Source organism: Kitasatospora sp. NPDC059571 (assembly GCF_042735675.1).
GTDB lineage: Bacteria > Actinomycetota > Actinomycetes > Streptomycetales > Streptomycetaceae > Kitasatospora.
This window is the reverse complement of record NZ_JBHWBW010000046.1, coordinates 8,379-28,325: the sequence shown is the minus strand read 5'-3', so window position 1 is coordinate 28,325 and position 19,947 is coordinate 8,379. Positions and strand designations below refer to the sequence as shown.

At 74.6% G+C, this 19,947-nt stretch carries 15 protein-coding genes; 9 read left to right on the top strand and 6 right to left on the bottom strand.

The genetic code is table 11. The features are described 5' to 3' along the window. Positions 1–53: 53 nt before the first annotated feature. From ACFV0G_RS08435 to ACFV0G_RS08425, 3 genes are all read left to right on the top strand, one after another. Positions 54–275 (top strand): hypothetical protein, encoded by a 222-nt coding sequence (locus tag ACFV0G_RS08435; RefSeq protein ID WP_380543668.1) that lies wholly within the window; start codon positions 54–56, stop codon positions 273–275. Between the two features lie 93 nt (positions 276–368). Further along, complete coding sequence (locus tag ACFV0G_RS08430) at positions 369–617, top strand: hypothetical protein (RefSeq protein WP_380543665.1); 249 nt, start codon at positions 369–371, stop codon at positions 615–617. A 175-nt stretch (positions 618–792) separates the two neighbouring features. Further along, entirely contained in the window at positions 793–2,451 is a 1,659-nt protein-coding gene (locus ACFV0G_RS08425; RefSeq protein ID WP_380543662.1) for a SpoIIE family protein phosphatase, read from the top strand. 37 nt (positions 2,452–2,488) lie between these two features. Here ACFV0G_RS08425 and ACFV0G_RS08420 read toward each other — a convergent pair whose 3' ends face one another. Next, positions 2,489–2,845 (bottom strand): STAS domain-containing protein, encoded by a 357-nt coding sequence (locus ACFV0G_RS08420; RefSeq protein WP_380543659.1) that lies wholly within the window; start codon positions 2,843–2,845, stop codon positions 2,489–2,491. A 337-nt stretch (positions 2,846–3,182) separates the two neighbouring features. Here ACFV0G_RS08420 and ACFV0G_RS08415 point away from each other — a divergent pair, with 337 nt between their 5' ends. Then, complete coding sequence (locus ACFV0G_RS08415) at positions 3,183–7,346, top strand: SpoIIE family protein phosphatase (RefSeq protein ID WP_380543656.1); 4,164 nt, start codon at positions 3,183–3,185, stop codon at positions 7,344–7,346. Next, positions 7,346–7,687, top strand: a complete 342-nt coding sequence (locus tag ACFV0G_RS08410) for an STAS domain-containing protein (protein ID WP_380543653.1) — start codon at positions 7,346–7,348, stop codon at positions 7,685–7,687. Before ACFV0G_RS08415 ends, ACFV0G_RS08410 begins: the two co-directional genes overlap by 1 nt. Positions 7,688–7,789: 102 nt before the next feature. Here ACFV0G_RS08410 and ACFV0G_RS08405 read toward each other — a convergent pair whose 3' ends face one another. Next, positions 7,790–8,164, bottom strand: coding sequence for an STAS domain-containing protein (locus tag ACFV0G_RS08405; protein ID WP_380543650.1), 375 nt, complete (start codon positions 8,162–8,164; stop codon positions 7,790–7,792). Between the two features lie 305 nt (positions 8,165–8,469). On the opposite strand from ACFV0G_RS08405, the gene ACFV0G_RS08400 reads away from it, so the two are divergent. Beyond that, a complete protein-coding gene (locus ACFV0G_RS08400; protein WP_380543647.1) occupies positions 8,470–8,847 on the top strand; it encodes an MEDS domain-containing protein in 378 nt (125 codons plus the stop codon). A 300-nt stretch (positions 8,848–9,147) separates the two neighbouring features. Beyond that, positions 9,148–9,540, top strand: coding sequence for a hypothetical protein (locus ACFV0G_RS08395; protein WP_380543645.1), 393 nt, complete (start codon positions 9,148–9,150; stop codon positions 9,538–9,540). A gap of 19 nt (positions 9,541–9,559) precedes the next feature. Here ACFV0G_RS08395 and ACFV0G_RS08390 read toward each other — a convergent pair whose 3' ends face one another. Beyond that, positions 9,560–10,330 carry a class I SAM-dependent methyltransferase gene (locus ACFV0G_RS08390; RefSeq protein WP_380543642.1) on the bottom strand — a complete coding sequence of 257 codons (771 nt, stop codon included), beginning with the start codon at positions 10,328–10,330 and terminating at the stop codon, positions 9,560–9,562. Next, positions 10,327–11,028, bottom strand: a complete 702-nt coding sequence (locus ACFV0G_RS08385; protein WP_380543639.1) for an HAD family hydrolase — start codon at positions 11,026–11,028, stop codon at positions 10,327–10,329. Before ACFV0G_RS08385 ends, ACFV0G_RS08390 begins: the two co-directional genes overlap by 4 nt. 259 nt (positions 11,029–11,287) lie before the next feature. Here ACFV0G_RS08385 and ACFV0G_RS08380 point away from each other — a divergent pair, with 259 nt between their 5' ends. Continuing rightward, positions 11,288–11,929, top strand: coding sequence for a hypothetical protein (locus ACFV0G_RS08380; RefSeq protein WP_380543636.1), 642 nt, complete (start codon positions 11,288–11,290; stop codon positions 11,927–11,929). 54 nt (positions 11,930–11,983) lie between these two features. On the opposite strand, the gene ACFV0G_RS08375 is transcribed toward ACFV0G_RS08380, so the two are convergent. Continuing rightward, a complete protein-coding gene (locus ACFV0G_RS08375) occupies positions 11,984–14,278 on the bottom strand; it encodes a PP2C family protein-serine/threonine phosphatase (RefSeq protein WP_380543633.1) in 2,295 nt (764 codons plus the stop codon). Positions 14,279–14,543: 265 nt separating this feature from the next. On the opposite strand from ACFV0G_RS08375, the gene ACFV0G_RS08370 reads away from it, so the two are divergent. Further along, on the top strand, positions 14,544–18,590 hold the full coding sequence (locus ACFV0G_RS08370; RefSeq protein ID WP_380543630.1) for a HAMP domain-containing protein: 4,047 nt from the start codon (positions 14,544–14,546) through the stop codon (positions 18,588–18,590). A gap of 69 nt (positions 18,591–18,659) precedes the next feature. On the opposite strand, the gene ACFV0G_RS08365 is transcribed toward ACFV0G_RS08370, so the two are convergent. Further along, positions 18,660–19,947 (bottom strand): CHAD domain-containing protein (locus tag ACFV0G_RS08365; RefSeq protein ID WP_380543627.1); only part of this gene is annotated, 1,288 nt, incomplete at its 5' end.

The window sequence follows — 19,947 nt, the reverse complement described above, 5'->3', positions numbered from 1 at the left end:
CACTCTTGTCTGTGGGACGGCTCCCGTATACGACGAGTGTCTGACTGCGCACCATGGACCAATACCCGCAGGGCGGTGCCGGCGGCGTACCCGGTCAACAGGGGGAGAAGCAGGGCGAGAAGGGCGGGCAGCGGGTGCCGACCGTTCGCGCGGGCACCTCGGTCGCCGAGCAGAAGAACCGTCAGGACGAGAACGAGCGGGTGGAGAGGAACGACGAGGAGGACGCGGTGGACCGCCGCGACGGCAACGCGTCAGGCGAGGAGGGCGCGCGCTGACCCGATCGGCGTCAGCGGCCGATCCGGCCGTCCTGCTGCGGGCGGACCGGTGAAGGCGTTCGGCGCGACCCGGCCACCGAACGAGGAGCAGCGATGAATCACCGGACCAACCCGGACCATCCGGTCCGCCGGGGCCACGACCCGGGGGACCACCTCCGCCGGGTCGCGGCCGCCCAGATGGAGATGATGGCGGAGGACGTGCGCCGGCTGACGCTCGCCCTGCACGAGTTGTCGCGCCACGAGCGTGCCCGGCGCCCGCCCGCGCGGCTGTGGAGGGTCATTGCCACGGAACCACCGAGCGGTGCTGCCGGGGACGGGAACCCGGACGGCGCGGCCGCCTGAGGGCTCCGACCCCGGCCCGAACGTCCGCTTTTCGCGGCGCCCTCGGGAGACCGCGGCCTCCCGCGACGATCCTCCGCCGGCGCCCGCGGATACCGTTGCCGATTCCGGGCAGAAGCTCGGGACGACGGACGGGTCGAACAAGGAGGACGCGGTGGCCCTGACGGCCGGAGGACGGATGACCGGGGTTGCGGAAGGGATGCGGGGTCCCTGGTCGGAGGCTGCCGGTCTCGGTGTCTACCTGGTCGACCGGGGCGGCGTCATCGTGGACGTGAACGCGCGGGCACTGGAACTGCTGGGCCTCCCCGCCGACGAGGTCGTCGGCAAGGACCACCACGAGTTGCTGCACCGCTCCGAGGAGGGGGCGTCCATCCCGCGTACGCAGTGCCCGTTCATGCACGCCCTGTTGTCGAACCGGCCGATTCAGGGGACCGCCGCACGCTTCCTGCGCGGCGACGGAACCCTGCTGCGCGTCGACTGGACGACGTCGCCTTTCACGTGGGCGCCGGGGAGCACCGGGATGGCGGTGCTCTTCCACGAGGACACCGCCGGACGCGGCGAGTACCGGGAGGGCGGGCTCTCGCAGTTGGAGCGTCTGGCGCTGCTCGCCGAGACCACGTCGGCCCTGACCTCGACCCTCAACGAGCGGGAGTGCGTCCAGCGGCTGGTGGCACTGGTCGCCCCGCGTCTGGCCGACTGGGCCATCGTCGATCTCGCCGACGAGCAGGGCGAGCTCTGGCGCACCCGGGTGGTGCACCACGAGGCCGGCAGCCTGGTGCGGCACACCGCCCTCGAGGGGCCACTGCCCGCGGTGTCCCCGCATTCGCAGCTCCCGCTCTCGCGTGCGCTGCGCGGCATGTCCGCCTCGGTGGCCGGGCCGGGGGTGTACCAGGGCGACCCGGACTCCGGCATCGCGGTGGTGCAACGGGAGCTGTTCGACGCCACCGGCATGAGCCACGCCGCCATCGCACCGATCCGCGGCCCCCGCGAGGTCCTGGGGGCCCTCACCATCGGCCGCACCGACGTCGGGGCCGAATTCGGGGCCCAGGACCTGTCGCTGCTGGAGGACATCGCCCGCCGGGCCGGGCTCGGCCTGTCGAACTCGCGCCTGTACCAGCGGCAGCGCCGGGTCGCCGAGACCATGCAACGGCATCTGCTGCCCCACCTGCCCGCCGTGCCGGGCCTTCAGATGACCGCCCGCTACCAGCCCGCGCCCGACGCCTCGCAGGTCGGCGGCGACTGGTACGACGCCTTCGGGCTGCCGGACGGTACCACCGCGCTCGTCATCGGCGATGTCGCCGGACACGACCTGGACGCGGCCGCGGAGATGGCCCAGCTCCGCAACATGCTGCGGGCGCTGGCGTGGTCGCACGCGGAGCCTCCGGGTGACATCGTGGGCCGCCTCGACCGGGCCATGCTGCACGTCTCCGACGCCACCATGGCCACCCTGGTCCTGGGTCGGCTGCACCGGGACGACGGTCGTCCCTGGGTGCTGGAGTGGATCAACGCGGGACACCCCCCGCCGCTCCTCGTCACCCGGGACGGCCAGGCCCGCTTCCTGGAGGACGGTCGCGGCCTGCTGCTGGGCACGGGTGTGGACGTCGTCCGGACGAGTTCCGAGACGGTCCTGCCGACGCACTCGACCCTCCTGCTCTACACGGACGGGCTGATCGAATCCCCGGCCGACGGGATCGACCCGGGGATGAGCCTCCTGCGGCGTCACGCCGCCGCGCTGGCCCACCGGCCGCTCGACACCTTCTGCGACCTGCTCCTGGACCGGGTCCGGCCCGGCGACAACGAGGACGACGTGGCCGTCCTGGCGGTACGCATGCCGTGAGGTCCACCGGGCCGGCCGGCCCGGGCCCGGGTGCGGGTCAGCCTTGCGCGGCCCGGACGGCCGCCTCCACGGTGGGCTGAAACGAGAAGAGCTGGTGGAGGCCGGCGATCTCGAAGATCCGGGCCAGTTCCGGCCGCAGGCCGGCCAGCATCAGCACGGCGCCGGTCCGCGCCGCCCGCTGGTAGGCGTTCACCAGCACGGTGATGCCGGTGGAGTCGCAGTAGGCCAGCCCGGCGAGGTTCGCCACCAGGAGGCCTCCGCCGGTTAACGGCAGCTCGTCGAGGGCCGCGCGCAGTTGCGACGCGTTGTGCTGGTCGAGCTCGCCGGAGACCTCCAGGATCCAGGCTCGGTCGTCGCGGCGGTGCAGGGCGACGGTGAGGACGCGGTCGGTCACCTGGGCTCCCTTGGTCGTGGGGCGGTGGAGAACGGACGCCCTCAATGCCCCGGCCGTCCGGACGGCGCGGCCGGTCCGCGGTGCGGAACGACGACCCGTGCGCGCAGGCGCACCACACCGCGGTCGTGTTCCGACGTCTGCCCGATCGTGTGCACCCCACCGGTCCGAACGCTCACATATCCTACGAAATGGTGATGCCCGGTCCGTTCGCCCGCGCGGCCGCCGACGTGCGGCGGCGCGCGCGTACGAGGGGGCACGGCCCGCGGAACCAGGGAGCTGCGGCGGGCCATATCCGTGCCGCGACGGGGTAGGCGGCTGGGTGAGGGAGAGGGTGGTCGTGGATCGATCCGACAGCGCCGGGCGCGGGAGCGCGGCGGTCGGCCAGGGCGTCTTCGCCGCGGACGACGAGGTCGGCCGGGACCTGGCACGGGTCGACTGGTCGGCCACGCCGCTCGGACCGCCTGCCGACTGGCCGCAGAGCCTGCGCACGGCGGTGGACATCCTGCTGGCGTCGCGCTTCCCGATGTGGATGGCCTGGGGGCCGCAACTGACGTTCTTCTGCAACGCCGCCTACCGGCGGGCCACTCTGGGCCGGAAGTACCCGTGGGCCCTGGGCCGGCCGGCGGGCGACGTGTGGGAGGAGATCTGGGACGACATCGGTCCGCGGATCGACGCGGTGCTGACCACCGGTGAGGCCACCTGGGACGAATCGCTGCTGCTGTTCCTGGAACGGTCCGGCTACCCGGAGGAGACCTACCACACGTTCTCCTACAGCCCGCTGAGGGACGACGACGCCGGTGTCGTCGGCATGCTGTGCGTGGTCAGCGAGGAGACCGAACGGGTCATCGGAGAGCGGCGGATGACGACCCTGCGCGAGCTGGGCTCCGACCTGAGCGTGGTACGGACCGAGCGGCAGATGCTGGCCTTCGCGGGTGAACAGCTCGGCCGCAACCCGCACGACCTCCCGTTCACCCTGACCTACCTGTTCGCCGAGGACGGCGTCGCCCGGCTGGCCGGCCGTACCGGAATCGCGGCCGGCCATCCCGCCGCCGTGGAGATCCTGACCCCGACCGACCCGCAGCCGGTCTGGCCCGTGGCGGCGCTGGCCCGCGGGGAGCCCCGGGTGGTCGCGCTCGACGGCCCCCCGTTCGGCGCGCTGCCCTCCGCCGGCCGGGCGCGGCCGCCCGCGCAGGCACTGGTGGTGCCGCTGAGGAAGCAGGGCGGCAGCCCCTACGGGTTCCTCGTCGCCGCGCTCAACCGCTACCGGCCGCTGGACGAGGGCTACCGCGGCTTCGTCGAACTGGCCGCCGGCCACCTCGCGGCCGGCATCGGCAGCGTGCGCAGCTACGCCGCCCAGCAGCAGCGGGCCGAGGACCTGGCCGCCGTCGACCGGGCGAAGACCGCATTCTTCTCCAACGTCAGCCACGAGTTCCGCACCCCGCTGACGCTGATCATGGGCCCGCTGGAAGAACTGCGCACCAGGCTCGCCGACGCCGACGAGCAGGTGCGCGAGGAGCTCGACGCCGTCCACCGCAACGGCCTGCGTCTGGGCAAGCTCGTCAACGCCCTGCTGGACTTCTCCCGGATCGAGGCGGGCCGCATGGAGGCCCGCTACGAGCCGGTTGACCTGGCCGTCGCCACCGCCGAACTCGCCGCCGTCTTCCGCTCCGCCGTGGAACGGGCCGGTCTCGCCCTGGAGGTGGACTGCCGGCCGCTCGCCGAGCCGGTGCACGTCGACCGCGGCATGTGGGAGAAGATCGTCCTGAACCTTCTGAGCAACGCCCTGAAGTTCACCTTCGAGGGGTCGATCCGGGTGGCGGTCCGCGCCCGGGACGGGGGCGCCGTCCTCACCGTGGCCGACACCGGCGTCGGCGTTCCCGGCCACGAGATGCCCCGGCTGTTCGAGCGCTTCCACCGCGTCGAGAACACCAGGTCGCGCTCCGACGAGGGCAGCGGTATCGGCCTGGCCCTCGTCCAGCAGCTCGTCCGGCTGCACGGCGGCACCGTCACCGCGCGCAGCACCGTCGGCGAGGGCACCGCCTTCACCGTTCGGCTCCCGTTCGGCACCGGCCACCTGCCCGCCGAAGGGCTGAACCGGGGTACCGGGACCACGGCCCCGGCAGCGACCGCCGCGCCGTACGTGCAGGAGGCCCTGCGCTGGCTCCCGAACGGCCGACGGGAGGGGCCGGACGGGCCGGGCCCCGACGGACCGGCGCCCGTCGGCCCCGGCCGGCCGCCGGGCGCGGCCGCGCCGACGGTCCTCGTCGCCGACGACAACGCCGACATGCGCGACTACCTGCTCCGGCTGCTCACGGGCGCCGGATACCGCGCCAAGGCCGTGGCCGACGGCCGGGACGCCCTCGAAGCCGCCCGGACGGACGCACCCGACCTGCTCGTCAGCGACGTCATGATGCCCCGCCTGAACGGACTCTCGCTGGTCGCCGCGCTCCGGGCGGACCCTCGCACCGCCGCCGTTCCCGTGCTGCTCCTGTCGGCCCGGGCGGGCCAGGAGTCCTCGGTGGAGGGGCTGGAGGCGGGCGCCGACGACTACCTCGTGAAGCCCTTCGCCGCCGCCGACCTGCTGGCCAGAGTACGGGCCACGGTGGCCCTGGCCAGGCTCCGCAGCCACCACGCCCGCTGGCGGACCGCCCTGGTCGACTCCCTCCAGGAGGCCTTCTTCGTCTGCGACGACGAGGGCGCCGTCGTCGAGACCAACGCCGCGTTCACCCGGATCCTCGGCTACGGCCCCGACCACCTGCCCTACACCCGGCCGCACCCCTGGTGGCCCGACCCGGTGACCGACGCCGAGGCCCACGAGCAGGCCGCGGCGGCCTTCGCCCGGCTGCCCGGCCGCGGTAGCTTCACGGTGCCCGCCACCCACCGCGACGGCCGACGCCTGTGGCTGGCGGCTGCGTGCAACCGGGCGGAGGACCCGGAAACCGGTCGCCCGGTGACCGTCGGCACCCTCCGCGACGTCACGGCCGAGCACCGCGCCGAACAGCGCGAGAGCGCCCTTGCCGGCCTCGGCCTGCGCCTCGCGGAGGCCACCAGCCTGCCGGAGTCCCTCGCCACCGCACTCGCCCAGCTGAGGGACACCTGGCAGGCCACGGCGGTCCTCGCCGCGGTCTTCCCGCCGGACGGCCCTCCGGCCCTCACCGCCACCACCCCGGGGACGACGGACTGGGACACGCTGGCCCCCGAGGCCCGGGACGCCATCACCGAGCAGCGCGACCGCCCCCTGCTCACGCCCGCCGTCGACGGCACCGCCGCAGGCATCACGCTCGAACACCCGCACGGCCTCCTGGTCCTGCGTATGGACCTGGGCGGCGCGCACCCCTTCGACGAGCAGGACCGGCTGCTCCTCGCCCTGCTGGCCGGCCGCCTGGCCCAGGGACTGCACCGCGCCCACCAGATCGACCAGCAGCGCGAGACCGCCATCGCGCTGCAGCGCGCGATCCTCGGACCCGGCCGGCTGCCGGAGGGGTTCGCCGTCCGGTACGAGCCCGCCGCCCGCCCGCTGGAGGTCGGCGGCGACTGGTACGACACCGTGGCGCTTCCCGACGGCCGCATCGGCATCGTGGTCGGGGACTGCGTCGGACGCGGCCTGCAGGCCGCCACCGTCATGGGGCAGCTGCGGAGCGCCTGCCGCGCGCTGCTGCTGCAGGACTCCTCGCCCGGCCGGGTGCTCTCAGCCCTGGACCGCTTCGCCGCAGACGTGCCCGGTGCGCTCTGCACCACGGTGTTCTGCGGTGTCCTCGACCCCGTCGGTGGCGACCTGGTCTACTCCAGCGCCGGCCACCCCCCGGGCATCCTCGCCCACGCCGACGGGACCAGCGAACTGCTGGAGTCGGGCCGCTCCTTCCCGCTGGCCGTCAGACCCGGCGGCGCCCGCCCCGAGGCGCGGTGCACGATGCCGCCACGCGCCACACTGCTGCTCTACACCGACGGATTGGTCGAGCGGCGCCGCCGCCCCCTGACCGGGGGCATCGAGCGGGCCGGTGCGGCCGTCCACGGCGGGCGGGCCGCCGCGCTCGACGACGTGGCGACCGGCGTGATGGCCGCGCTCGCTCCACCCGGCGGTTTCGAGGACGACGTCGCGCTGCTGCTGTACCGCCACCCGGGCCCGCTGAGCGTCACCTTCGCAGCGGAGTCGTCCCGCCTCGCCCCCGTGCGGGGTGCCCTGCGCAGCTGGCTCGAACGGTGCGGACTGCCTCCGCACGCCGTACTGAACATCCTGATCGCGGCCGGCGAAGCCTGCGCGAACGCCGTGGAGCACGGCCACCGCGGCGCACCCGGCGCACCCGTCACCCTGCGGGCCTCCGCCACCGTCGACGGACTCCGGCTGACCGTCACCGACACCGGCAGCTGGCGGCCGCCGGCCCGGGACGCCGACCCCCTGCGAGGGCGCGGACTCTCGCTGATGAACGCACTGATGCAGCGGGTCAACGTCACCCCCGGCCCGACCGGAACCACCGTCGACATGTACACAAGGATCAGCTGATGCCCGCCTCACTGACCCTGACGACCCATCGGCGCGCTGACGGGTCGACGGTCGTCCGCGTCGAAGGAGAGATCGACATGGGCAACGCCGAGGTCTTCGCCGCCGCACTGGACCGGGAGCCGTCCGGACCCGTCCCCCTCGTGGTGGACCTCGGCGCCGTGGAGTACCTCGACAGCGCGGCCCTGAGCATCCTCTTCGCCCGGGCCGACCGGATCGAACTCGTCGCCAACCCGATCCTTCGGCCGCTGCTCGCCATCTCCGGCCTGTCCGCACTCGTCACGGTCCGCGAGCCGGGCGCTCCCGGCGCCGAGCCTCCGGCCGGCGGGGGATCGCAGGGCTGAGACGTCGAGCGGGGCCCGTGAACCGTGGAGCGGGGCCCGTGAACCCGTCGTCGTCGGGTTCGGGTTCGTCCTCGGCGGTGCGAATCCGGCGGGCGGGCCTGGTCAGCCCGGACCGGGGCGATCGGCGGCCGGCCCGGCGGCCCGGGCCTCGGCGACGGTTCCGTAGACCTGCAGGAGGCGATCGGACCCGGTGAGCGAGAGGAGCCGGGCGACGTGCGGTGGTGGGGCGGCCAGGATGAGTTCGCCGGCGACCTCCCGGCTGCGGCGGTACAGGCGCAGCAGGGCGTTCAGGCCGGAGGAGTCGCAGAAGGTGACATCGGTGAGGTCCACGATGAGGACCGGATGCCGGTCGATGAGGTCCGTGGCGTCCTGGTAGAGAACGGGCGCAGTCCGGAGGTCGAGCGTTCCGGCGACGGCGACCACGGCGGGTCGGCCGTGGGGCGCGGTGACGTCGACTGTCAGGTCGGTGGTGCTCACGGTCGACTGCTCTCGGTAGGGTGCGTGGGCGTGTTCGCCCCCGCCCCGGGCCCACCGATCGCACCGCACTCCCGGCGGATGCGAACACGCGGCGCGGGCATGCGTGCGTGTACCCCGCCGGCGGAATTCTGCACGGCCCGGGACCGCCCCGTCGGCCTCTCCGAAGCGTTCACCGAGACCTGCCCTGCTCAGGGCGCCGCCGCGCGGCGCGCGGCCGTCTGCCGGGTGGGGGATAGGGTGGCAGGACGGGCGGGGGCGAAGGAGCTGCGGTGAGGACAGCGCACGGTGTGGCGACACTCGATCCGGTGGATGCAGGGGACCACGTCTGCTGGATGGTGGGGCCGGGTGACGACGTCGCCGGTCCGGCGCGGGCGTTCGTCGCCGACGGCGAGCTGTTCGGCGACATGGTGCTGGTGCTCGGTGACACCGACGGCGGACGCCGCGCACCCGCGACCTGGGACGCGCTTCTCGGCGAGGTCAGCCGCGGCGCCGAGCGCGCCGATCGGGAGGGCTTCCGCACCCTGCGGGTCCTGGCCGACCTCACCGCGCTGCCCGCCGGCGACACCCGCCCCGACGTCCTGGCCCGGCACGAGCTGCGGCTGGACGCCCTCGCGGCCGACAGCGGCGCGATCCTCGTGTGCGTCTACGACCGGGCCGCCCTGACCCCCGAGGCCGCCCACTAGGCCGCGGGAGTGCACCCGCACCATCTGGGCCGGGACCGATCGGCGGCCCGCCGACGCCCGGCGGCGATGCGCGGCCGTGGGCCCGGACCGGATCGGATGCGGCACTCGGGCAGTGTTTGACCGGCGCCCCATCGTCCACACGCCCGGTTGGGCGGCTGTCGGACGGATCCGTGCCATCGGCCCGTCGGCGGTCGCCTCCGGGCCTGCGGACGCGGCTCTTCCCCCCGCCCCGCGGGCCCGGCCCGGTCGACAGCGCGTCGGCACGGACCGCCCGACGTGGATCCGGGGCGGCGCGGCTTCGTGACGATGACGCCCGATGCGGACCTCGTCACGGCGTTCCGCGAGGGCGGGGGCGCCGGCCGGCCCGTGGTCGGTGGCGTGAAGGTCTGCCGGAGCAGCAACCGCGACAGGGCCGTCGGCACCGCGCACCGGCTGTGGCCGACCGAGCTCCTGCCCGGCGAGCCGGCCCGGCTCCTGCCCACCCCGGCGTACTTCGGGCAGGCCTGTGAACCGGTCACCCGCGACACGGTCGACCAGGCCGTCACCTGGGGAGACGACGAGGGCGAGCACATCGACACCGTCCGGGCCTGCCCGCGGGCCGGGTTCGACGAGGTGTACGTGGGCCGGATCGGCCCGGATCGGGCGTCGTTCCTCGACGCCCACCGCGAACTCGTCCGGCCCGCCCCGCGCTGACGGGCCGCGTGGGCGACGATCACCGGTGGCCGGACGGGCCCGCGCCGTGCAGCGGTCTGCGTGCCGCCATCAGGTCCGCGCTCGGCGCCCGGACCAGCTGCAGACCGGCGTCCCGGAGCTCGGAGCGCAGCTGCGACGGGTCCGCCGGCCACAGGTCGAACGCCTCCCGTTCCTCGCGCACGGTGCGTCCGTGCCGCTCCACGCGGTAGGTGAAGGTGGCGCGCAGGGCCCCGCGGTGCGGGGCGCGGGCGAGGTCTGCGCTGTAGAGGTCCGGGCCGACCCGGACCGGGCCGAGCCGGTCGTGCTCGGGGCCGGCCGGCAGGCGGGAGGGCGGGGGGTCGAACAGCAGCAGCCCGCCGGGGACGAGGGCCGCTTCGAGCGCCCTCCAGGTGGCCCGCCGGGCGGCCGGATCCAGGGAGGCGATGACGTTGGAGGCCACGGCCAGATCCGCGACCCCCGCCAACCCGGCCTCCTGCACGGGCTCCGGGTGGACGGTGACGCGGGCCTGCCGGGCGGCCCCGAGCCCCGACAGCCGGCTCAGCAGCGCGGTCCGCATCGCCGGCGACGGCTCGACCGCGTGGATCGGCACCGCGGCCGCGGTGAGCAGCATCTCGGTGACGATGCCGGTGCCCGCGCCGACATCCAGCACGGCGAGCCGGGCACGACCGGCGGCTCCGGCGAAGCGCCGCTGCGCGAGCCGTCGGTCGCTCTCGGCCTGCAGCAGGTCGTAGAACTCGACGGACACCGTGTAGTCGGCATCGGCGGCGCCGTTCTCCGGCCCGTCGGTCACGGCCGGGCCGCGCCCGTCCCGCCGGACCGGTGCCGGCCCGGGCCCGCCAGCGCGCTGCCGTCGAGGTCGGCGAGCAACTGCCCGACGTCGGCGTGCACCTCCAGCGCTCCGGCCGCCCGCAGGGCCCGCTCGCCGAAGCCGCCGGACAGCACCGCGATGCACGCCACACCCGCCGTACCCGCAGCCTGGACGTCCCACAGGGTGTCACCGACGAACAGCGCCTCGCCCGGTGCGGCGCCCGCCTTCACCAGGGCGGCACGGACCAGGTCCGGCGCGGGCTTGCTCGCGTCCACGTCGTCGGCACCGGTCGCGTCGTCGATCGCGTCGTCGGCGTCCAGCACCCGGCGCATCACCGCCAGGTCCCGGGCGGACGCCGAGGACGCGAGGACGATCGTCCACCCGCGCCGCTTCAGTTCCCGCAGCAGCGCGGCCGCTCCGTCGAACGGTCGCAGCCGGGGCCAGAACCGTGCGAACAGCGCCTGCTGCGCCCGGCTGATCGCCTCGTCCTCGTCCCGGTCCCGGTCCTCGCCCAGCAGATGGCCGAGGAGCAGGTCGGCGCCCATCCCGATCGCACCGTGGATGCGCGCCATCGCCGGCGCGTGACCGAACTGCGCGAACGCCTCGGACCACGCGAGGGTGTGCAGGTAGTTGGTGTCGAGCAGTGTCCCGTCGACGTCGAACAGTGCTGCGGCAGGCATCCGCGATCTCCCCTCGTCCGATCCCAGGTGCCGTTGGCACGGGCTCTCCGACGCTACGGGCAGCGGCGCGCAGGCGCGCGGCGAACCTCTCCGGCACCGTCGCCGGCCGTGCACGGGAGTGGCCGTGTCCGGAGCGGGAAGACGCGCCGTCGGAGTGCCGTGGTGCGACAGGACGGAGATCGTGGTGGCTGCAGCCCGTACCGATGCCGGGACGCGCCACCCTCGGCACGGCCGGCGCGGTGAGGCCAGACTGCCGGCCGTGCTCGCGACGCTGGTCGCGATCCTGCTCTACCTCGCCCTGCCCGAGGAACTCCTGGTGGCGCCCCGCTTCGTGCTGCCGGCCCTGGAGGTACTGCTGCTCATCCCGCTGGTGGCGATCAACCCGCGCCGGCTGACCCGGCAGACCCGCATCTCGCGGCTGCTGTCGCTGGCGCTCGTCGCCCTGGTCGGGGCCAGCAACCTCACCGCCCTGGGCCTGCTGATCCACGCCCTGGTCTCCAGTGGCGTGAAGGACGGCGGCGCGCTGCTGCTCGCCGCACTCCAGGTGTGGGCGACCAACATCATCGTCTTCGGGCTGGCCTTCTGGGAGCTCGACCGGGGCGGGCCCGTGGTCCGGACCCAGGCGCCCCGCGCGGAGCTGCCGCTGGCGGACTTCCGGTTCTCCCAGGACGAGAACGACGATGCGGTCAGCGAGGTCGCCGACGGCGCCAGCCGCTCCTGCGACTGGGTGCCGGTGCTGACGGACTACCTCTACGTGTCGGTGACCAACTCGACGGCCTTCAGTCCGACCGACACCATGCCGCTGTCGACCCGCGCCAAGGTGCTCATGAGCATCGAGAGCATCGCCGCCCTGCTGACCTCGCTCCTGGTCATCGCCCGCGCCGTGAGCGTCCTGCACTGACTCCGGCGCACTCCCCGCGGCCCGGGCGGTGGGCACGGCGGTGACCTGCGCCGCTCACCGTCCCATCCGCACGGCGACCAGGCAGGTGTCGTCGCCGGTGTCGGCCGGGCTCTGGGCGAGCAGCCGGTCGAGGTACGCCTCCAGGTCCTCGCCGGGCGGGCCGACGGCGCGGAGCAGTTCCTCCAGGGAGGCCGTCACGTCGCGGTCGCGGCGTTCCACCAGGCCGTCGGTGCAGAGCAGCAGGACGGCGCCCGGCTCCGGGTGCAGGCGGTGCTCCTCGTACACGGCGTCCTCGGAGGCGCCGAGCAGGAGGCCCGACGGGAGGGGGAGGAGTTCGGGCGGCCCGGCGGGGCGGAGGAGGGCGGGCGGGAAATGGCCGGCGCGGGCCCAGCGGAGTTCGCCCCTGGTGCTCTCCCAGCCGGCGCACACCGCCGTCGCCGTGGTCGGCTCGCGGAGCTGGAGCGTCGTCATGTTGAGCCAGGCCAGCAGGCGTGCCGGTCCGGCGCCGGTCATGGCGAGGCCGCGCAGGGCGTTCCGCAGGACGATCATGCTGGTGGCTGCCTCGATGCCGTGGCCGGCCACGTCGCCGACGGCCAGCAGCGCCCGGCCGCCGTCCAGCGGGAGGGCGTCGTACCAGTCCCCGCCGACCTTCTCCTGCAGGGCGGCAGGGCGGTAGCGGACGGCCGCGGTGAGGTCGGCGGCGTCGAGCGGCGGCGGCCCGGTGGGCAGGATGGCCTGCTGGAGGCGGAGTGCGAGCCGTGCCTGCTCGGCGGCGACCTGTTCGCGGTCGGCGAGCCGGTCCCGGGTGGCGGCGAGCGCGACCTCCGTCCGGTGGTGGGCCGAGACGTCCTGGTAGGCGCCGACGATGCCGACGGGCCGCCCGTTGGCGTCGAGGACGGGTTCGGCGACGACGCGGGCGTAGCGCACGGCGCCGTCGGGGCGGCGGACACGGCAGACGGCGGAGACGGACGTCCTGCGGCGCAGCAGGCCGTGCAGCATGTCGCGGACCGCCTCCCGGTCGTCGGGGTGGACATGGGAGACCAGGTCGGACAGCGGTACGGGCGCATCGTCGACGGAGAGGCCGTACAGCTCGAACAGCCGGCCGGTCCAGTGGACCGTCCCGGTGGCGAGGTCCTCCTCGAAGCCGCCGATGCGGGTGAGGCGCTGGGCGGTGCGGAGGAGGGCGGTCTCGCGGTCGTCGCCGTCCTCGCGCTGCCAGCTGACCAGCAGCCCGGTCGCGGTGCGGGCCGCGCTCAGCCGGACGGTGGCGACGAGCGGCCGCTGTCCCGCGTGCAGGGCCAGGTGCAGCCGTTCGCCCCGGATCGGCTCGCCGGTCGCATGGGTGCGCCGCAGGCGCTCCAGCAGGCCGCCGCCGGCCAGGGGGTACGCCTCCAGGAAGGTCCGGCCGGTCACCTGGGCCGCGGGCCGGCCGACCGGGTCGGTGTAGCCGGGTGAGAGGGCGGCGATCCGGAAGTCGGCGACCCGGCCGTTCGGATCGGTGACGGCGGTCAGCAGCATCGCCGAGCCGAGGGCGCCGTCCAGCGCGGTCACGGTGGCGTCGTCCGCGGACGGGTCGGTGGTGGGCCGCTGCCGCCCGGCCTCGCCGCCGAGGTCCAGCGTGAGGGCGCAGATCTCGGCGAGTGCCTGCATCCGGGCCCGGAAGTTGGCCGGCAGGTCGGCGGGGGTGATCTGCCAGGCGATCTCGACGGCGCCCATGGTGTCGCCGGCGCGCCGGATCGGCAGGACCAGGCGCACAGGTGCCTCCGTGCCGCCGATCGTCGGCGCGGCCGGCGCGGCGGGACCGTCCGGCGGCCAGGCATCGGCCCCGCTCGCGAGTGCCAGCCGGGCCGGAGTGCCGATTCCCGGTGGCACGCGGCGCCAGCCCAGGACGTCGCTCGCCGGGAATCCGGCCTGCCCGGCCAGCGCGAGCGCGCCGCCCGGTTCGCGCGTCCAGATCGCGACGGCGCAGGCGTCCCCGACGGCGGCGGGGTCGAGCGCGGCCCGGGCCAGGGCGTCGAGACCGGGCAGGGGAGCGTCCGCCCGGGCGGCCTGCGGTGCGCCGGGCGTCGTGGGGCGGCCGGTGGAGGCGCGGTCCCGAGCGGTGGCCGCGGCGACGATCTCGGCGGCGAAGGCGGCCGGCGAGGAGCCGGCCTGTTCGGCGAGGGCGGCGATCCGGGCCGCGGCGGCCGAGGGCGAGCAGCCGAGGCGCTCCGCGATCACACCCGCGGCAACGGCCAGCAGCGGGCGCCCGGCCGACTCCCGCCGCAGGTCGTCCATCTCGTGCGCCAGCCGCGCGACGGTGGCTGCAAGGTCCACGACGCCCTCGGGGCCGGTGGGTGGCTGGTCCACGGTCACCAGGCTAGGCCCTGTCGCGCGGGTCCGGCCCTGCCTTCCCGCCGCGGCCCCTGCGCGGCCCCGGTGACCGGTCGGCAACGGGAGGTACCGCGGTGCCGCGCCCGGGTACGGGAGTCTCAGGAGCCGGTGCCGGGCGTGCCGCCCGCGGCAGGGGTAACGTCGCCAGCGGTGCGATCACCGGGCGGCCGGCCACCGCAACGCGGTGCGTGTGCGGCACCATCCGGGCCGGGTCACCCTGCCCCGGCCGCGACGACGGGACATGACCGTGAGCGCGACGAGAGACGGTCGGACGGCAGCGAGCGGGGGGAGCGCGGGCCGCGACGGCGCCGCGTCGGTCGGCGAGCCGGAGCTGCGGCGCCTGCTCGCCGGTCTGACGGCCGTCCGGGACGGCGATTTCGGGACGCGGCTGCCCGCCGAGGCGGACGGCCTGCTCGGTGAGATCGCCGGCGTGTTCAACGGCATGGTCGACCAGCTGTCGCTGTTCACCTCCGAGGTGACCCGGGTGGCCCGTGAGGTGGGCACCGAGGGCATCCTGGGCGGCCAGGCCGACGTCAAGGGCGTGTCGGGCACCTGGCGCGACCTCACCGACTCGGTGAACTTCATGGCGGGCAACCTCACCGCGCAGGTCCGCTCGATCGCGCAGGTGGCGACCGCGGTCGCCGAGGGCGACCTGTCGCAGAAGATCACCGTGGCGGCGCGCGGCGAGATCCTGGAGCTGAAGGAGACCATCAATACGATGGTCGACCAGCTGTCGTCCTTCGCGGGCGAGGTGACCCGGGTGGCCCGGGAGGTGGGCACCGAGGGGCGGCTCGGCGGTCAGGCGGACGTACGCGACGTCTCCGGCACGTGGCGCGACCTCACCGAGTCCGTCAACGTCATGGCCGACAACCTCACCGCGCAGGTCCGGGCCATTGCCGAGGTCACCACCGCGGTGGCCGAGGGCGACCTCACGCAGAAGATCCGGGTGGACGCCCGGGGCGAGATCCTGGAGCTGAAGGAGACCATCAACACGATGGTCGACCAGCTGTCGGCGTTCGCCGACGAGGTGACCCGGGTGGCCCGCGAGGTCGGCACCGAGGGCAACCTCGGTGGCCAGGCCACCGTCCGCGGCGTCTCCGGCACCTGGAAGGACCTGACCGACAACGTCAACGTGATGGCGTCCAACCTCACCGGGCAGGTCCGCTCGATCGCCCAGGTCGCCACCGCCGTCGCCCGGGGCGACCTCTCGCAGAAGATCACCGTCGAGGCGAAGGGCGAGGTCGCCGCCCTCGCGGACGTGATCAACAGGATGGTCGACACCCTGTCGGCGTTCGCGGACGAGGTGACGCGGGTGGCCCGCGAGGTCGGCACCGAGGGCGCCCTCGGCGGCCAGGCCCGCGTACCGAACGTCGCCGGGACGTGGAAGGACCTCACCGACAACGTCAACTTCATGGCGCACAACCTGACCAGTCAGGTCCGCAACATCGCCCAGGTCACCACGGCGGTGGCCCGGGGTGACCTGACCCGCAAGATCGACGTGGATGCCCGCGGCGAGATCCTGGAGCTCAAGACCACCATCAACACCATGGTCGACCAGCTGTCCTCGTTCGCCGCGGAGGTCACCCGGGTCGCCCGCGAGGTCGGCAGCGAGGGCCGACTCGGCGGGCAGGCCGAGGTCGAGGGCGTGTCCGGCACCTGGAAGCGGCTGACGGAGAACGTCAACGAGCTGGCGGGCAACCTCACCCGCCAGGTCCGCGCGATCGCCGAGGTCACCGGTGCCGTCACCGCCGGCGACCTCACCCGATCCATCACCATGGACGCCTCCGGCGAGGTCGCCGACCTCAAGGACAACATCAACTTCATGGTCGAGTCGCTCCGCGAGACCACCCGGGCCAACGAGGAACAGGACTGGCTCAAGACCAACCTCGCCCGGATCTCCGGACTCATGCAGGGCCGGCGCGACCTGGCCGCGGTCGCCGATCTGATCATGGACGAGCTGACGCCGCTGGTCGACGCCCAGTACGGCGCCTTCTACCTGTCACAGGAGACCTCGACCGGCACCGTGCTCGAACTCGTCGGCTCCTACGCCTACCCGCCCGGCCGCACCCCGACCCGCTTCCGACTCGGCGAGTCCCTGGTGGGCCAGGCCGCCCGCAGCCGGCGCGCCATTGCCGTCGACCGGCTCCCGGCCGACTACGTCACGGTCTCCTCCGGCCTGGGCGCCGCCGATCCGGTCGAACTCGTCGTGCTGCCCGTCGTGGTGGAGGACCAGGTCCTCGGTGTCATCGAACTCGCCACCGTGCACGGCTTCACCGCCGTCCACCGCGCCTTCCTCGACCAGCTGATGGAGACCGTCGGCGTCAACGTCAGCACCATCGTCGCCAACGCCCGCACCGACGAACTCCTCGGAGAGTCCCAGCGCCTGACCGCCGAACTCCAGACCAGATCCCGCGAACTCCAGTCACGACAGGATGAGTTGCAATCCTCCAACGCCGAACTGGAGGACAAGGCGGCTCTGCTGGCCGCGCAGAACCGGGACATCGAGGCCAAGAACCTCGAGATCGAGCAGGGCCGCCAAGAACTCGAGGACCGCGCACACCAGTTGACCCGCGCCTCCCGCTACAAGTCGGAGTTCCTCGCCAACATGAGCCACGAGCTCCGCACCCCCCTCAACAGCCTGCTCATCCTGGCGCAGCTCCTCGCCCAGAACCCCTCCCACAACCTGACCGCCAAACAGGTCGAGTACGCCGGCATCATCCACTCCGCCGGGTCCGACCTGCTCCAGCTCATCAACGACATCCTCGACCTGTCCAAGGTCGAGGCGGGCAAGATGGACGTCAGCCCCGAACGGATCCCACTCGCCGCACTCCTCGACTACGTCGAGGCGACCTTCCGTCCGCTCACCGCCCAGAAGAACCTCGACTTCCGGATCACCACCGCCCCCGACGTGCCGTCCTCCGTGGTCACCGACGACTACCGGCTGCGCCAGGTGCTGCGCAATCTGCTCTCCAACGCGGTCAAGTTCACCGAGCAGGGCAGCGTCGAACTGCTCATCGAGGTGGCCCGGGACGACGCCGTGCCCGGACTCGCGCGGCACGGCGTGCCCGTGCTCGCCTTCCACGTCACCGACACCGGCATCGGCATCGCGCCGCAGCACCTGAACGGTGTGTTCGGCGCCTTCCAGCAGGCCGACGGCACCACCAGCCGGCGGTACGGCGGCACCGGCCTCGGCCTCTCCATCAGCCGGGAGATCGCCTACCTGTTGGGCGGCGCGATCACCGCCGAGAGCAGCCTCGGCCAGGGCAGCACCTTCACGCTCTACCTGCCCGCCGAGCACCCCGACGAGTACCCGGACGTCGACGAGCCGCGGCCCGCCGACGCCATCGGTGCCACCGGTGCCACCGGTGCCACCGATTACGCCGCGACGGCCGGACCCGCGCGGGCGGCGCCGCGCAAGCGCCTGCTCGTCGTGGAGGGCCCCCCGAAGAGCCTGCTGTCCGCGCTCGCCGAGAGTGCCGCCGCGGAACTGCCCGACCGGGCGGGCGCCGAAGGCCGGCGCGAGCCGGTCGAGATCGTCTCGGCCGCGACCCCGTCCGAGGCGGCCCTGCTCCTGGCCGACCGGCCGTTCCAGTGCGTCGTGCTCGACCTCGGCCTCCCCGAGCGCGGTGCCCGCTCGCTCCTGGACACCATGGGACGTGATCCCGCCCTGCGCTCCGTGCCGGTCCTCGCCTGCCCCGGCCACCCCGGCGGCGACCGGGAGAAGGCCCTCGCCGGCCGCCTCCCGCCGCCCCCGGTCGAGGTGCTCTCCGGCCTGGACGAACTGCGCGAGCGCATTGCCCTCCACCTGAGCGCCGACCTTCCGGGCGACGTGGTGCCGCTGGTCCGCAGCGAGGCGGCCGCCGCGATCATCGGGCCCGCGGACGAGGCCCTCGCCGGGCGCACCGCCCTCGTCATCGACGACGACGAGCGGAACCTCTACGCCGTCACCGGCATCCTGGAACTGCTCGGCATGCGCGTCCTCCAGGCCGAGGACGGCCGCGCGGGCATCGAGGCCCTGGCCCGGCACCCCGGCGTCGACCTCGTCCTCATGGACGTGATGATGCCCGAGATGGACGGCTACACCGCGACCGCCGCCATCCGCGCGATGCCCGAGCACGCCGACCTGCCGATCATCGCCGTCACCGCCAAGGCCATGCCCGGAGACCGCGAGAAGAGCCTTGCCGCGGGCGCCACCGACCACGTCACCAAGCCCGTGGACGCCCGCGACCTCGTCGCCTGCATCCGGCGCAGTCTCCGTTCGGACACCGACCGTCCGGAAGGCGCGTGACGGCAGCGGAGCGTGACGGCAGCGGGACGTGAGGGCAGTGGGACGTCACGGGGCGGGGACGCCCGGCCGTCACAGGCCGAGACGGCGGCCGGCCTTCGCGGCGGCCTTCACCTGGGCGTCCGCGTCCTGCCGCTGACGGCCGTGCAGCATACCCAGTGCGAAGGCGACCTCGGGGGGAGCGTCCGCGGCGAGCTCGCGAATCGCCCGTTCGGCCACCACGCCGTCCTGATGGGCGCCGAGCGCCTTGTGGATGCGCTTCGCGCGCCGGCCCAGCGTGGGGGCGGGCCTGCCGAGCAGCGGCTCCGCGCTCTCCGCGGCGTAGCGGGCCCTCTTGGCCGCCTTGCGCGCGCGGTGCAGGGCGCTGTCGCGCTCCGGTCCCGGCGGCAGTTCCAGGGCGGCCCCGAGACGGCGGACGGTCCGCTTCTGCTGGCGGGCCAGCATGCGCCGTGCCTCCTTGCGGCCCCGCTCCGCCCGGCCGCGCAGCGGCGGGTCGGCGGCCAGTGCCTCCAGGGCGCCCAGCAGGGCGAAGTAGCGGGGCTGCTCCATCGCGCGCACCGCGGCCTGCCGGCCGGTCTCGTAGCGGTCCGTGAAGACCTCCTCCAGCAGACGGCGGACGGTCCCCGGCCGCGCGGCGGCGGGCAGGCCGGCGGCCTGGGCCGTGAGCCGCGCGCCCAGCACCTCGGCGTCCCGGGCACGTCCGAGGATCCTGCCCAGGCGGCGCAGTTCGGCCTCCACGTGGTCCACGGACCCCTTGCGGAGGATCCGCCGGTGGACGGCGAGCGCGCTGCGCAGGCGCCGGACAGTGACCCGCATGCGGTGCACCGCGTCCGGTTCGTCGAGTCGGACGGCGGCGTCCAGCGACTCCAGGGATGCGACCTGGGCCCGGAGGTAGGCGGTGAGCGCGGCGCCGACGGTACCGACCTTCCTCGGCCCGGCCGGCACACCGCGAGGCGGCCGGTCCGGGAGCTCCGCTAGCCTCTGCTGCAGGGCCCGGCCGAGCTTCGTCCCGGGGACGGACGGCCGCAGTCCGTGCCCGCGCAGTGTCGCCCCGACCGCCTCCAGCAGGTCCGCTCCGGCGTCGGCCAGCTCCACCTCGGTCTCGATCCAGTCGACGGTTCGGGATGCCGTGCCCCCGGGGCCGATCGTGTCGGCCGAGACCGTGTCGACGTCGACCTCGGCGAGGGTGCGCCCGTCGCCGTCGAGCAGCGACGTGGCGGCGCGGCGCGCCCGCGCGGTCCGCCCCCCGGCCCCCGCCCGGCCCCCCGCGCGGGGCGCGCGCGGGGGGCGCGCGCGGCGGCCCCGCGGCGGGGGGTCGGACCGCGGTGAGTCAGACTGCGGCCGGCGCGGGCTCCTCGTC